Origin of the sequence: Acetobacter sp. P1H12_c (assembly GCF_018811975.1) — a bacterium.
GTDB classification, from domain to species: Bacteria; Pseudomonadota; Alphaproteobacteria; order Acetobacterales; family Acetobacteraceae; genus Acetobacter; species Acetobacter persici.
The window spans coordinates 170,303-185,520 of sequence record NZ_JACRVR010000003.1 but is presented as its reverse complement, the minus strand read 5'-3'; the positions used below and the strand labels follow the sequence as shown (position 1 = coordinate 185,520).

The following is a 15,218-nucleotide window of genomic DNA, read 5'->3' as shown; positions in this document are numbered from 1 at the left end:
AGATGTGTATAAGAGACAGGGGTGGTCAAGCACCACAGGCGGGAGGGGGGAGAGGGGTTCTGAAGTCATGGGGGAAGCATAACGATTGAAAGAAAATTACGCTATATTTTCGGGTGAAGGAAATTTTTCTTAATCGAGGTTTGCAGCGCAGCCCGGACTAGTGGCAGAAGGGCGCGGTAAGGCCCGGACGGGTCCTGTTGGCCGGGTCTGTCTGACCTGTTGTTTGTTTGAAGAGGAAGTAGCGCCAGATGGCCGTAAATTACGCGACTGTCACGTGGGACCAGTTACACAGAGATGCCCGTATTCTGGCAGAAGCTCTGGTGCCTAAAATGCCCTTTAAAGGTGTGGTTGCCGTCACACGGGGCGGATTGATCCCTGCGGCTATTATTGCGCGGGAACTAAACTGCCGTCTGGTCGAAACGATTTCCGTCGTGACGTATGATGAAGAAGAGCGCGGCAAGCCTACCATCATCAAATCTCCCGATGCGGCAGGGGATGGTGAGGGGTTTCTCGTTATTGACGATTTGGTGGATTCCGGCGTTACCGCGCGTGTCGTGCGTGAACGCTTGCCCAAAGCCTATTTTGCCTGCCTGTATGCCAAGCCGGCGGGCATGAAGCTGACCAATCATTTTGTGGTGGAAGTGCCGCAGGATACCTGGGTTTTGTTCCCGTGGGATACAGCGCCGTTGTTTGTGCCTCCGCTGGCGACCAAGGCCATGGATAAAGCTGAAAACAAGGCTGACTGATTTTTTACCACAATGGGCTTGCCAGCCTGCCGAATGCCGCTTAGGTTCCGCTGCATTCGGGGCGTGGCGCAGCCTGGTAGCGCGCGTGTTTTGGGTACACGAGGCCCCCGGTTCGAGTCCGGGCGCCCCGACCACTTATATCTGGAGGCATCACTATGCCGGCACGGATTTATAAGCAGCCTAAACCCGCGGGGCAGTCAGGACTGGCTGGCACGCGTGAGTGGGTTTTTGAATATGGGCAGACAGCCCCAAGGCGTCAGGATGCGCTGATGGGCTGGACAGGAAGTCAGGACACCCAGTCCCAGCTTCGCCTGTATTTTGAGACTTGCGATGAGGCTGTGGCTTACGCTGAGCGTGAGCACGTGGCATACGAGGTTGAAGCCCCGGTGCAGCGTATTCGCAAGCCAAAAGTGTATGCCGACAATTTCCGGTCTGACCGAATCCAGAACTGGACCCATTGATTTTCCGGATATTTCCGACTATCGGAGGGTGCAGAGTACGCGCCCTTAGCTCAGTTGGATAGAGCAACAGCCTTCTAAGCTGTGGGTCGCTGGTTCGAATCCAGCAGGGCGCGCCATAGACTTTATCCTTCATTCTCAACATCAAAGACTGGCTGATAATTCAGCACAGTTTGCAGCCTGCTTTTGCTTGCCGAAAGCCGGGCCTGAGGGTAGGCCTTGGGGAGAATGAAGATATCGTCATTCCGGCCCGGTTAAGGGCTTTGCGTAAAACCAGACCTGGTCCTGTCGGGAGTTGAGAAGTTGAAGTCATTCTGCGTTGTGGGCGCCGGGTTTAGCGGAGCAATTCTTGCCCGGCATCTGGCTGAGCGTGACCACAAGGTGACGGTTGTGGATGAACGCCCCCATATTGGCGGCAACTGCCACACCGAGCGGGATGCGGAGACCGGCGTTATGGTCCATAAATATGGGCCGCATATTTTCCATACGGCCGATAAGAGGGCGTGGGAGTATGTGCAGCGTTTCGGCAAGTTTCAGCCTTATGTGAACCGGGTTAAAGCGATTTCAAAAGAGCGTGTCTATACGCTTCCGGTAAACCTTCTGACGATCAACCAGTTCTTTGGAACAACCATGGGGCCGAAGGACGCACGGGCTTTTATTGAAAGCAAAGCGGATCGTTCCATTCAGGCTCCTCGTTCTTTTGAAGAACAGGCGCTGAGCATGATTGGCCCGGAACTCTATCGCGCATTTTTCCACGGTTATACGCGCAAACAGTGGGGGCTGGAACCGACGGAGCTTCCGGCCTCTATTTTAAAGCGTTTGCCGCTGCGCTTTAATTATGATGATAATTATTTCAATCATCCGTATCAGGGGATGCCGGAAGACGGTTATACAAGCATTGTCCAGAATATTCTGGCTGTTGACGGGATTGATCTTCGGCTCGGTTGCTCTTTTGAAAGTCTGGAAGAGCAGTATGATCACGTTTTTTATACAGGCCCCATTGATCGTTACTTCCAGTTCCGCCTTGGGCGCCTTGGATACCGGACCCTTGATTTTGAGCGGTTTGTGGACGACGGGGACCATCAGGGCACGGCTGTTATCAACTATTGCGATGAAACTGTGCCGTTTACCCGTATTTCCGAGCATAAGCATTTTGCACCGTGGGAGCAGGAGAAATTCTCTAAAACAGTGTGCTTCCGTGAATATAGTCGCCTCGCCGGTGAGCAGGATATTCCATATTACCCTATCCGTCTGGTAAATGAGAAGAAAATGCTGGACAGCTATATTGCGCTGGCGCGCTCAGAAAAAGGTGTGTCTTTCCTTGGGCGGCTCGGCACTTATCGTTATCTCGATATGGATGTGACGATTACGGAAGCTCTGGCCGCATGTGATCAGATTGACGCTCTGCTTCAGAGCGAAAAAGACACACTCCCATCATTTTTTGTCGACCCTTCGTAAGGCTCTATTCGGGTATGCCCACGCGTAGGTGAGGCGTAATTATTAAGTCCGCTCTCAGTTATTGTTTGGAAGTGTTATATGCCAGGTATGGATGTTTCTATTATTCTGAATGTGCACAGAGAGCAGGATTTATTATATCCGACCCTGCGCTCTCTTCGTGATTCTGTTGAGCATGCGCATCTTTATAATATTAAATCAGAGCTGGTTATTGTTGCAGACCATGCTGATGAAAGAACGCTCTCGCTTTTAAAGAATTACGATTATTCCGGGTTTGATTCCGTCAGGTTGGAAAATATCAAAGTTCGTTCCTTGGGGCTTGCGCGTAATTACGGCATTGGGGTTGCCGTTGGCGATTATATTGTCCCTGCAGATGCGGATGATCTGGTTTCCAGAAATTTCATCCATGCGCTTTATCAGAAGCAGCAGGAAGCGCCGAATGAGAAGATAGTTGTTTTCCCTGAATATTATCACTCTTTTGGCGATGATAATTATGTTTGCCGGTTCTACCCACTTGATCAGGTTGGTCTTTACAGAATGCTTGGGGAGCATCCGTATGTCTCCCGTTTTATGGCAAGACGACAGGATCTGCTTGAGGTGGCGTATCGGGACTGCTCTACTTCTGTGGTCTATGCCTATGAAGATTATGATATCAACTTACGGCTGATTGCTGCGGGTTTTAATTTGGTCGTGGCAGAGGATACGATCATTTTCTATCGTCAGAGACGCGGGAGTATTATGGCGTCTTTGGGGAAAGACAGAAAACGCATGGTGCCTAACTCCCGCTTTTTCGCGGGAGATGTGTTTTTGGATCTGGTCCAGAGCAAAAACCAGACCGGTATAATTCCTCAGAAGCATATCGATTTTAAAAAATCTTATACCAGCACACTTTATCTTCAGGAGCTGGTTCATCAGGCGAACATGATCGAGCCTGAAATCCATCCTTACAGCCTTCGGGACGCACAGTTTTTTACAAATGTCGGTATTTCTGAGAGTTTTGGTCTTGGGTACGAAAAAATCTGTACGGCATTAAAAGGTAAGACCTATACAGATGTTTTCTTCCTGCCTTTCCTTTCCAAAGGGGGTGGCGAAAAATATGTTCTCAATTTTATCGAGACAGCGCTCAAAGATAACAATAAAACCTGCTTGCTGATCCTTGGGCAAACGCTTTGCAGTTCTAAGGAACGATGCAAGGTGCCGCAGGGGCTGGATATTATTGATCTTGATACGCTTCTAAACGGGAGTGCCGCAACACGCATCCCTGAAATGGCTGTCAGAATTATTGAAAATTTTGCCGCTACAGCACGAATTTTTATGAAATTCTGTCCGTTTTGTGAAGATGTTATGCGTTCCTATGCTGACTTTTTCCAGCAGCGGCAGCTTGTCTATTTCTATTTTTGTGCATCTTACTACATTATGAATCATACGCTTTATGAAGACGGAGCAGAATATCGTTTTCTGAGTGATTACAGAAACCATATTGAGTATGTTGTCTCGGACCATAGCCTTAATCTTGAGCAGCTAGAGTATCGTATCCCGGTTTATCAGGGGCGCACCCAGACCCTTTATACTTGTAGCCAGTCTGTCGCACCCGCGTTGCGGCACCAGGAAGGAGGGCGGTGCCTGATATGGGCTTCGCGTCTGGATTCACAAAAACGCCCTGATTTATTGCATAAACTCGCTGTTGAGTTGCTGGCTGAAAATATTGAGACGAAAATTTACGTTTATGGGAGTGCGGTCCTTGATCAGTTTGAACCAAACTATTTCGATGATTGCCCAAATGTTATTTATAAAGGTAGCTTTAGTGGCCTAGAGAGTATTCCGTTCACTGATAAAAGCGCTTTCCTTTATACCTCACTTTTTGATGGGCTTCCGAATGTTCTGCTTGAGGCTGCGCAGATGAATATTCCCATTATTACAGTTGATGTGGGTGGTGTTTCTGAACTGATTAGCGAGAATTCTGGTTTTCTGGTGCGCAACAGCGCGGACGATACGGAACTGGTTGCACGGTACGTCACTAAAATTAAAGAATTTCTTAGTGCATCCGACGCGGAAATTCAGAATAAAATACAGCGTTTGCATGAACATTTTGAGCAGCAGCATGCACGCTCAACATATGCTCTAAACGTCGCTGCGTTTTACAGGCAGCTTGAAGAACAGCTTGTGAAGGGAACCCTCTGAAATGAATGAAAACTATAAAAATGTCAGACAAGCTGTTCGTGAAGAAATCTGGCACAATGCCAAGCTGATTGAGTCCCTGAAGCATTTTATAGAGAATGACGCTGCCTTCTATCCCGGTTACGGTAATCTTGGTGATGGGCTGATAGCGCTGGGAACTCTGGACCTGTTTGAAGATATTGGGTGGTCTCCTAAATGCATTGAGGGCCGGTCCAAAGAGACATTTTCCGGGTATAATTATATTGTGATGGGCGGCGGCGGAGGCTGGGTTAAAGGCCTTTGGGAAACCTATCTTGAACAGACCATCACATTTTTGCAGAATGGTGGGCAGCTTCTTATTCTTCCCACCAGCTTTTTTGGCTTTGGTTCAGAATTCGTCCCCTATGCGGATCAGGTGACGATTTTCTGTAGAGAGCAGCAAAGCTATGAAGAGCTTCTCCGGCAGGGAATGCCCGAAGATCGGATTTTTGTCTGTTCCGACATGGCTTTTTATACAAAGGAGAAGCATTTTTCCGATCTGGAAATTGAAGGCGAGTATCCGGTTCTCCAGATTTTCAGGCTGGATGAAGAAGGCGGCCGTAAAACGCCTCCCAGAACATCCGTTGATCTGCCGCTCTTGTTTAATGATGTTCAATGGACAAGCATTGAGCAGTGCGTAAAGCCCCTCCGTGCGGTGGCTGGGCTGATCAGTCAGTTTGAATGTGTTGAGACAGATCGCCTGCATATGGCGGTGCTTGCGGCCCTTTTGGGGCGAACAGTCCGGCTTGAGCCCTCAAGTTACTTCAAGATCAAAGCGATTTTTGAGTACACGCTACATCGGTTCCCCACGGTTTCTTTTGAAGAGCGTGGCTCGGATTATACACTTGCAGAGCAGGGGAGCCGGGCGGAAGCACGATTGCTGCGGGATACTGTGAAGCGCCTTAATCTTGACCGGCAGGCGGAGTGGGAGCAGCGCGCTTCCGTGCTGAGGCAGAATGATGCACTTTTGCTGCGTCTGGAAAAATTGCAGAAAAAATTAAGCGAGACGTCTGCTGAAAAAGATCTGGAAATAAAGAAGTGGGAAGATCTTGTTGACCGGGAGCGGAAGAGGCGGCGAGACCTGACCGATCATGTCACGCATCTTGAGCGTGACGAAGCCTGCAAGCGACGTGAGTTTGATGAAGTCCGGCAGGAGCTTGAACGGATTAAATCTTCGCGGCTGCATCGCCTGAATGAGCGATATTACAGCATTTTCCGTTTGCCGGTCTTTGGTTTTGTGTTGCGGATAGTCAGGAAAATCATTGTAAAATAAAGTCGGTTAAGCACGAAGGGTCTTTAATCAAAGGCCTTGTTTGAGCTGGTCCAGTTCATCTGATCAGTCCGGCTGCTCAGAAAATTGTAAGCCCCGATGGCTTTATAAGGGCCATCGGGACGGAAAATCTTATTTTCTCAAGCGGGACATGAGTTGTCCGGCTCCCAGTTTACGCAGGCCGATGCGAAGATCGCGAATGGCTCCGGGCTGGTTCACCCGATCATAATATTTGTGCGCTAACTGGACCAGTCTGCCTTCTGCGTGCTGCGGTGCTGCCGTCTGTGCAGGCTCAGGGTGCGTGTTACGCTCAGGCGGGAAGGTCGGGTTGTGATACTGGGTGTTGGGGCCGTTGGCATTCAGGAACTTGATAATCTCACCATAGGTTCCTGAAAGCTTATCCTGATGTTTATCAATGATGTAATTGTAATTGATATTAAACATCCTGAATTTATCGCGGAAGATGGATTCCTCGCGAATACGGTATTTGAACAGCGGGTGCGGGATCATCACGCCGCGGACACCATTAAGCACCATTGAAATGGTTGCCTCCCAGTCATCCAGAAACATACCAAGTTCCGGATCATGCTGCCCATGCGCGAGGTAGGCGTCCCGCCGCATCACCAGCCCCTGACAGTTTGTGGTGTTCATGATCATCTGGAGCGGGATTTCGGGGTTGAAGGTCGGCCAGAGCCGCAGGCGGCCAGTCTGATTGAAGTCCTCGTTCCATGCGCCAACAAATCCAACATTGCTGTAACGGTTCAGGATTTTGAGTGCGGCTTCATAATAGGAGGCGCAGACAAGATCATCCGCATCCAGAAGTGCGATATACTCTGTTGTTGCGTGCTGCACGCCGATATTCCGGGTTTCGGCAACGCCTGAGTTTTTCTTGTAAAGCACCTTCAGGTCCGCGTAACGCGCTTCCAGAGTTTTGAGGATAATGATGGACTCTTTGTCTGTTGATCCATCATCCACAACAAGAATTTTGATATTAGGCAGGCTGCTGAATTTGATGCTCTCAATGGCTTCAACCAGCAGAGTGCCCAGATTGTAATGTGGAATGATAACAGTGAGCTCGGCGGAGGCCTGTGCTGCGGGGTGGATGAGTTCCTTCCCGGATGTAAAGGGGAAAGTGGCACGGGCGGATTGCTGCTGGACTTCTGTAAGCACTTGCTCTTTTTGCGTCATCACTGAGGCGTAGGAACAGGTTTTCTCAATGGTGGTCATGGCATTCTGCGCGATGGCATGACGTTCGGCATCGTTCAGAGCGTCTATTTTCAGAATGGCGTTCTGTATGGACTGGGGAGAATGTGGGTCAAACAGAAAACCGTTTTCTGTATCGCTGATAAATTCCGCCTGTCCGCCGCTCAGAGAGGCCGCGACAATACCGCCGTCAGCCATATGTTCAATGACGGAATAAGGGTAGTTTTCGCACAGGGAAGGGTGGAAAAGTGCCTTGAGTTGTTTTTTGATCAGGAGAATTTCTGAATGCTCTTTAAGGCCCGCAAATTTCAGCAGGCCTTTTTCAATCCATTTCTGATATTTCGTACTCAGAGTTTCTTTGAAAGACTGATTGTTTTTGAAATAGTGCGTGTCCGACCCATAAACATACAGCGAGGACTGGCCGCCATTGCTCCAGTAGAGGTCAAACCCTGCCAGCGCATGATCGATGCCTTTCCAGTAGCAAACTCTGGACGCGATGGCGTAGTCAGGAATGTCGTGAAGCGGGCTGCTTTCGGCGGCGTCAGTGCCGGTTTTTGAAGGGACGAAAGGTTTCTCGTAGGGGTTAGGGATAACATCAATCGGAACCTCCTTTTCAAGAAATTCCGTGAGCAGTTTCTTTTTGAGGAAGTTGCTTGGGGAGATAACCTTATCGGCTGCCACGAAACAGAACTGTTCCATATATTTTGTAAAATATGTTGGCAGTTCATAAATGTTTTTCTTATCCCATTCATCAATCATGGTGACGGGCGTATGGGCTGTTACCAGAACTTTCAGGTCCGTAAAGGGGGCTTCAAGGCACAGCTTTCTCTGAAGTGTGAAATAGCCCAGCCCGAACCCATCGCACACTTCCAGCCAGTCCGGCTGGAACCCGTCCGTGATGATTTTTTTGACCTGATTGGAAAATTCATAACTCATGGCCGCCCAGTGACCCATATATTTAAAGGAGTCACCGGCAGAAGGGTTGAAGCGGATTACTTTGACGCAGCCAAAATAGGTGCAGACTTCATCCTGCACGTTGAAATCGGCCGTCAGAATAACCGTTGGTTCCCGCCGTTCTATTTTTGCCGCGATATATTCCTGAACATACGTGCACAGACCCCCGCCTGTGACGTCAGGAGGGCATTCAAAAGTAAGTAAAAGTGTTTTCATGGTATCTCTGGTCTGTGTCGCAGAAAAATAAAGCCGGATATTAAGGTCTCTGATGGTTGTGAGCTATATCATTGTTTTTATTGGAGCGGACGAATTTTTCCACCATGCCGCAGGTTGCGTCAGATTTACTGTGACGGGCAGGCAGGACGCTGCGGCGTGTGACACGGGTGGCAGACGGATTTCACAAGGATGCGCTGCCTGAGCTGCTGCTGTGCCGGGGCTGATGGGCGGCTGAGTGCGCTATTTTGTGCCTTGACGCGCCGGGATTCCCGCAGCATTGCTCCGGGTATGCGAGTAGCTGCCATTCTTCTGGCTGCCGGAACAGGTAGCCGTTATGCCGCGACCAGCGGGTCCGCAACGCCGAAGCAGTATGTGCTGCTGGCGGGCCAGCCGGTTATCCGCCATGCTGCGGAAGCCCTTTTGCCTCATGTAAGCTGTGTTCAGCCGGTGGGTGACCCGGAGACGCTGGCGCAGGCGCTGGAAGGCGCTTCCGTTCTGCGGCCGGTGGCTGGCGGGGCGACCCGTCAGGCCAGTGTGCTGGCGGGGCTGGAAGCGCTTGCCGCTCTGCCGGAAAATGAGCGTCCGGACCTTGTTCTGGTGCATGACGGCGCCCGTCCTTACGTGCCAGCAAAGCTGGTGCAGGCTGTGATTGCTGCTCTGGCTGAACATCCCGGTGCGATCCCTGCCGTGCCGGTTGCAGATACGCTGAAGCGCGAAGAAGATGGCGTGATTGCGGGAACAGTGCCGCGTGACCATCTGTTCCGGGCACAGACCCCGCAGGGCTTCCGGTTTGGTCTGTTTTTAGACCTGCATCGCGGGGCGGGTTCCGCCACGGCAACGGATGATGCGAAACTGCTGGAAGAGGCAGGGTTCAGTGTCGCGCTGGTGCCCGGTGATGAAGATAATATCAAGCTGACTTATGAGGAGGACCTCGTGCGCCTTGAACGACTGATCGGTCCGACTCTCCTGCCGCGCGTCGGGCTTGGATATGATGTCCATGCCTTTGAAGAAGGCCGCCCGCTGATTCTGTGTGGCATCACCGTGCCGCATACCAAAGGGCTGGCTGGTCATTCCGACGCGGATGTTGGCATCCATGCGCTGTGTGACGCCATTTATGGCGCGCTGGCGGAAGGGGATATCGGCACGCATTTTCCGCCCAGCAAGAATGAATGGAAGGATGCTGATAGCGCCCGCTTTCTGGTTCATGCCGGGCAGCGGATTCGGGAACGCGGCGGCATGCTGATCAATGCCGATGTGACGCTGATCTGTGAGCGTCCAAAAATCGGCCCGCATGCGCAGGCGATGCGCCAGCGGATGGCTGATCTGCTGGAAGTGGATGTCAGCCGGATTTCCGTAAAAGCGACGACATCGGAGCGTCTGGGCTTTACCGGGCGTGAAGAAGGGATTGCCTGCACAGCCGCCGTGTCTGTTCTGCTGCCCTGATGTTGCAGCGCGTAATGCGCCTGTGCATGAAAGTTTGACGCAAGGCCGCGCATCGGACCGATGGGCGGCCTTTTTTATGGTCTGATTTATGGACTGGGAGAAGAAACCCATGACCACCATCCTGCTGAAAAATACCCTCCGTCTCGTCACGATGAATGACCGGCGTGAAGAGCTGGAAGGTGGCTGGGTTCTGGTGCGCGGGCGGCAGGTGGTCGCACTCGGTTCCGCACTGGACCCGCTGCCAGAGGCGGATGTGGTGGAGGATATGAGCGGGCATGTGGTGATGCCCGGCATGGTGAACACGCATCACCATATGTATCAGACGCTGACCCGCGTGATTCCTGCGGCGCAGGATAGCTCTCTGTTTGGGTGGTTACAGGCGCTGTACCCTATCTGGGCAGGGCTCACGCCGGAGATGATCCGTGTTTCCACCTGCACGGCCATGACCGAGCTTTTATGGTCCGGCTGCACGACCACCAGTGATCATCTTTACCTGTTCCCCAACGGCAGCCGGCTGGATGATCAGATTGAAGCCGCGACCCGCATGGGGATGCGCTTCCATGCTGCGCGCGGTTCCATGAGTGTGGGGGAGAGCAAGGGGGGGCTGCCGCCAGATAGCGTGGTGGAGGAGGAAGCCGCTATTCTTGCCGATACCCAGCGGGTGATTGAGGCGTTTCATGACCCTTCTCCGCTGGCTATGCAGCGGGTCGTGGTGGCGCCGTGCTCTCCGTTTTCCGTAAGCCCGGATCTGATGCGTGAGGCTGCCGGACTGGCCCGTGCCACAGGCACCATGCTGCATACGCATCTGGCGGAAAATACCAGTGACATAGCCTATAGCCGTGAGCGCTTTAACATGACGCCCGCGGAATATGCCGAGGATGTCGGCTGGGTTGGCGCGGATGTGTGGCACGCGCATTGCGTGAAGCTGGATGCGGCGGGGATCAGCCGCTTTGGGGCGACACGGACCGGGATGGCGCATTGCCCCTGTTCCAATATGCGGCTTGGCTCAGGTATTGCGCCGGTGCGGCGGATGGTGGCGTCCGGCATGCGGGTCGGGCTGGGGGTGGACGGGTCGGCCTCCAATGATGGCAGCCATATGCTGGGGGAAGCCCGGCAGGCCATGCTGCTTGGGCGTCTGCTGGAAACGGAAGATAATCGCCCGATGATGCAGGCGCGGGAAGTGCTGGATCTGGCGACCCGGGGCGGCGCTGCGGTGCTGGGGCGTGATGATATTGGTGTACTGGCTCCCGGCAAGGCGGCAGATCTTGTGGCGTTTGACCTGCGAGGGATTGACCATGCGGGGGCGCAGTCTGACCCGGTGGCGGCTCTTGTTTTCTGTTCGCCCCGGCGGGTTGCGTATTCCATGGTCAATGGACGGTGGCTGATCCGGGATGGGCAGTTTGTGGGTCTTGATCCGGCATTGCTGGCCGAGACGCATAACGCGCTGGCGCGTCAGCTCCTGGAAAAGGCCTGAAAGCCGGGTTTTCGGGAACTTTCCAGCGGCAGAACGTTACGACTATAAAAAGATTGATTCCCGAATTCGAAGTGCGTATATCTGCCTAAATCATAGGCAAAGTGGAAAAGACTGTGCAAACGCAACCGTTATTGCGGCCGATTGATCTGGGCGGCGTGCGCCTGGAGACGCCCGTTATTCTCGCCCCCATGTCCGGGGTGACAGACCTGCCTTTCCGTCGTCTGGCGCGAAAGCTGGGGGCCGGGCTTGTCGTGTCCGAGATGATTGCGTCCTGGGCGATGGTGCGCGAGAATGACACAACGCTGCGGATGGCCGAAGTTGCGGATGCCGGTGGGCCGAACGCCGTGCAGCTTGCCGGGTGTGACCCGGACGCGATGGCGGAAGCCGCGCGGATTGCTGTTGGCCGTGGAGCGGACCTGATTGATATCAATTTCGGCTGCCCGGTAAAAAAGGTGGCTGTGGGTCAGATGGCCGGGTCCGCACTGATGCGGGATGAGGTGGGCGCTGCCCGCCTGCTGGATGCCGTGGTGAAAGCTGTCCCTGTGCCGGTCACGCTGAAAATGCGGATGGGGTGGGACCATGCCCACCTGAACGCACCGGTGCTGGCCCGTATTGCGGAAGATGCAGGCATCCGCATGATTACCGTGCACGGCCGGACCCGCCAGCAGTTTTATAATGGCACGGCGGACTGGGCTTTTGTGCGGAACGTGAAAGACGCCGTGGGTCTGCCTGTTATTGTGAATGGGGACATTCTGACCATTGAGGATGCCCGCACCGCGCTGGCGCAATCCGGTGCGGATGGCGTGATGATCGGGCGTGGATGCTATGGCCGCCCGTGGTTTCTGGCGCAGGTTGCGCATGCTCTTCTGACAGGGGAGGAGGTGCCGGACCCCACGCTGGAGGCGGAAAAAGCCATTGTGCTGGAGCATTATAAAATGATGCTGGAGCATTTTGGGGAACGCCCCGGCCTGCGTCTGGCCCGTAAGCATGTGTCCTGGTATTCCGCCGGGCTGCCGAGTTCTGCCGGGTTCCGCGCGGCGGTGAACCGCGTGGATAACGCTCCGGACGCCATAGCGATGATTTCGGACTTTTACGATCAGCAGATTGCTGAGGGTGCTGTGCGGGAGCCGCGGGCCTCCCGCCATGCCGATGCGCAGGCGCACGCGGCATGAAACCGGCTGTATGAAGAAGCCCCCCTCAGCGCCTCAGGATGGCAGCCCGTCCGCAGGGTTACTGCTGGACAGTCTGCCTGTGCCGGTGCTGGAACTGGGGCTGGAAAACAGACTGCGTTTTGCCAATGCGGCGGCGGAAGAGTTTTTTGGCACCTCCCGGCATCAGCTCTGCCAGAGCGTGCTGGAAGATCTGGTGCCGGAAGACCATCCGCTCTTTTTACTGGTGCAGCATGTGCGGCGGGAAGGCGGTTCCATCACTGAGCATGAACTGGTGTTCAGCAGTCCGCGCTTCCATCATGAAGGGGTGACGGTGCAGGGAGCGGATGTTCTGGATTATCCCGGCTCCATTTTGCTGACCTTTCATGACTCGTCCGCCGCGCGGGCGCTGGACCGCCAGCTTGCCTTCCGCTCCGCCGCCCGCAGCGTGTCAGGCATGGCGGAGATGCTGGCGCATGAAGTGCGCAATCCGCTCTCCGGCATTAAAGGCGCTGCGCAGATTCTGGAACATTCCGTCGGGGAGAGTGACAAGGAACTCGCCACCCTGATTTGCGACGAGGTTGACCGTATTGATGCGCTTGTTGAGCGGATGGGTGTCTTTGGGGAAGCCCCGGCAGATTACCGCTCTCTGAACATTCACCGCGTTCTGGAGCATGTGCGCCTGCTGGCCAGCAAGGGCTGTGCGGCGGGGGTGCGGATTGTGGAACGGTATGATCCGTCTCTGCCGCATGTGTGGGGGAACCGGGACCAGCTGGTGCAGATGCTGCTGAATCTGGTCAAGAACGCTGCTGAGGCCATTCAGGAGTCAGACAAGCCAGGTGAGATTACGCTGAGCACCAGTTACCGGCCCGGAATCCGGCTGGCTGTGCCCGGCACGTCCCAGTGGCGGCATCTGCCACTGGTTGTGACCGTGCGGGATACAGGGCCGGGTATTTCAGAAACCATCCGCCCGCATCTGTTTGAGCCGTTTGTCAGCACCAAAATGAGCGGCAGCGGTCTGGGGCTGGCTCTTGTGGGCAAGATTATGGATGACCACGGGGGCGTGATTGAGGTGGAAAGCCGCCCCGGACGCACGGAAATCAGCCTGTATCTGCCCGTTGTGCCTGAAGGCAGCGAAAGCATCTGACATCTTCGTTCTTTTTTTGTAATGATCTTTCTGTATCTGAGTGTAACCTGACCCCCATGACACCTTTGCCGACCATTCTTGTTGCTGATGATGACCGCTCTATTCGTACCGTTCTCGGGCAGGCGCTGGGGCGGGCCGGGTATCAGGTTCAGTCCACGCCGAATGCGGCAACGCTCTGGCAGTGGGTTGAAGAAGGCGAGGGCGATCTGGTGATTACCGATGTGGTGATGCCCGATGGCAACGGGCTGGATCTGATTCCCCGCATCCGGCAGGCGCGGCCTGATCTGCGCATTATTGTCATGAGTGCGCAGTCCAATCTGGTAACGGCGGTCAAGGCCACGCAACGCGGGGCGTTTGAATATCTCGCCAAGCCGTTTGACCTGAAGGAACTGCTGGGCGTTGTGGCCCGCGCACTGGTAGCCCCGGCGCATGAGGCGGATAAGCCGGTCGCACTGTCTCCGCCGGAAGAACGCCTGCCGCTGATTGGTCAGTCCCCGGTCATGCAGGGGATTTACCGGAGCATTGCCCGCCTCACGACATCTGATCTGACGGTGATGATCAGCGGGGAAAGTGGCACGGGGAAAGAACTGGTGGCCCGTGCGCTGCATGAATACGGCCGCAGGCGGGGTGGCCCGTTTGTTGCTGTGAATATGGCGGCCATCCCGCGGGATCAGATTGAGAGTGAACTGTTCGGGCAGGAGCGGGTGCCCGGCGCGGTAACAGGCCGAAGCCCCGGACGTTTTGAGCAGGCAACAGGCGGCACGCTCTTTCTGGATGAAATTGGTGATATGCCGCCGGAAGCCCAGACCCGGTTGCTGCGCGTCTTGCAGGAAGGTGAATTTACAACCGTTGGTGGCAGAGCGCCCATTCGTGCGGACGTGCGGATTATTGCCGCGACACACCGGGACCTGCGGCAGGCCATCCGTGCGGGTACTTTCCGTGAGGACTTGTATTACCGGCTGAATGTTGTGCCGCTCCGCCTGCCGCCTTTGCAGGAGCGGTTGGAGGATATTCCGCTGCTGGCCCGGCATTTTCTGGCGCAGAGCCGGGAGGCCGGAGCCGGGGCGCGTGTGCTGGACGATTCTGCCATTGCCCGCCTGCAATCCTGGCGCTGGCCGGGGAACGTGCGTGAGCTTGAAAACCTCATGCGGCGCATTGTGGCGCTTTACCCGCAGGAAACCATCAGCAGTGATCTGGTTGATGCGGAACTGGCCGAACCGCTGGCGCATGAAGCAATTACAAAAAATGAAGTGGTGGAAGAACCGCTGTCTGATGCCATTTCCCGCCATATCATGCGGTATCTGACAGCCGGGCGCGAAGGGATGCCCTTGTATGATCTGTATGAGCGTGTGATTGCGGAGGTGGAACGTCCTCTTATCCAGATGACATTGCAGGAAACGCGTGGAAACCAGATCAAGGCAGCGGCCATGCTGGGGCTGAACCGGAATACGCTGCGCAAGAAAATTCGCGAACTTGAAATTCCCGTTGTGCGCGGTGTGGTCTAACCT

At 54.3% G+C, this 15,218-nt stretch carries 11 protein-coding genes and 2 tRNA genes; 12 read left to right on the top strand and 1 reads right to left on the bottom strand.

The features are described 5' to 3' along the window. The first annotated feature begins 248 nt into the window (after positions 1–248). The 7 genes from gpt to KP699_RS04355 all read left to right on the top strand — a co-directional run bounded on the left by gpt (position 249) and on the right by KP699_RS04355 (position 6,128). Positions 249–746, top strand: coding sequence for a xanthine phosphoribosyltransferase (gpt, locus tag KP699_RS04385; protein WP_025826780.1), 498 nt, complete (start codon positions 249–251; stop codon positions 744–746). Between the two features lie 57 nt (positions 747–803). Beyond that, a tRNA-Pro gene (locus KP699_RS04380) sits at positions 804–880 on the top strand. A 21-nt stretch (positions 881–901) separates the two neighbouring features. Then, the gene (locus KP699_RS04375) at positions 902–1,207 is read left to right on the top strand and encodes an ETC complex I subunit (protein WP_215761743.1); all 306 of its coding nucleotides are present in this window, start codon (positions 902–904) and stop codon (positions 1,205–1,207) included. 39 nt (positions 1,208–1,246) lie between these two features. Further along, positions 1,247–1,323: transfer RNA gene (locus tag KP699_RS04370), tRNA-Arg, on the top strand. Between the two features lie 184 nt (positions 1,324–1,507). Further along, the gene (gene glf / locus KP699_RS04365; protein ID WP_215761742.1) at positions 1,508–2,662 is read left to right on the top strand and encodes a UDP-galactopyranose mutase; all 1,155 of its coding nucleotides are present in this window, start codon (positions 1,508–1,510) and stop codon (positions 2,660–2,662) included. Positions 2,663–2,740: 78 nt separating this feature from the next. After that, positions 2,741–4,840 carry a glycosyltransferase gene (locus KP699_RS04360; protein ID WP_215761741.1) on the top strand — a complete coding sequence of 700 codons (2,100 nt, stop codon included), beginning with the start codon at positions 2,741–2,743 and terminating at the stop codon, positions 4,838–4,840. Position 4,841: 1 nt separating this feature from the next. Next, positions 4,842–6,128, top strand: a complete 1,287-nt coding sequence (locus KP699_RS04355; protein ID WP_215761740.1) for a polysaccharide pyruvyl transferase family protein — start codon at positions 4,842–4,844, stop codon at positions 6,126–6,128. Between the two features lie 129 nt (positions 6,129–6,257). Here KP699_RS04355 and KP699_RS04350 read toward each other — a convergent pair whose 3' ends face one another. After that, positions 6,258–8,498 (bottom strand): glycosyltransferase, encoded by a 2,241-nt coding sequence (locus KP699_RS04350; RefSeq protein ID WP_215761739.1) that lies wholly within the window; start codon positions 8,496–8,498, stop codon positions 6,258–6,260. Positions 8,499–8,786: 288 nt separating this feature from the next. Between KP699_RS04350 and ispF the strand changes: the two genes are divergently transcribed. The 5 genes from ispF to ntrC all read left to right on the top strand — a co-directional run bounded on the left by ispF (position 8,787) and on the right by ntrC (position 15,215). Next, positions 8,787–9,941, top strand: coding sequence for a 2-C-methyl-D-erythritol 2,4-cyclodiphosphate synthase (ispF, locus tag KP699_RS04345; protein WP_215761738.1), 1,155 nt, complete (start codon positions 8,787–8,789; stop codon positions 9,939–9,941). Between the two features lie 109 nt (positions 9,942–10,050). Next, positions 10,051–11,415, top strand: a complete 1,365-nt coding sequence (locus tag KP699_RS04340; RefSeq protein WP_215761737.1) for an 8-oxoguanine deaminase — start codon at positions 10,051–10,053, stop codon at positions 11,413–11,415. Positions 11,416–11,528: 113 nt separating this feature from the next. Further along, positions 11,529–12,587: a tRNA dihydrouridine synthase DusB gene (gene dusB, locus KP699_RS04335; protein ID WP_077931385.1), complete on the top strand. Its 1,059-nt coding sequence runs from the start codon at positions 11,529–11,531 to the stop codon at positions 12,585–12,587. Between the two features lie 10 nt (positions 12,588–12,597). Continuing rightward, positions 12,598–13,710, top strand: a complete 1,113-nt coding sequence (locus tag KP699_RS04330) for a nitrogen regulation protein NR(II) (RefSeq protein ID WP_215761736.1) — start codon at positions 12,598–12,600, stop codon at positions 13,708–13,710. Positions 13,711–13,766: 56 nt separating this feature from the next. Continuing rightward, entirely contained in the window at positions 13,767–15,215 is a 1,449-nt protein-coding gene (ntrC, locus tag KP699_RS04325) for a nitrogen regulation protein NR(I) (protein ID WP_215761735.1), read from the top strand. Positions 15,216–15,218 lie beyond the last annotated feature (3 nt).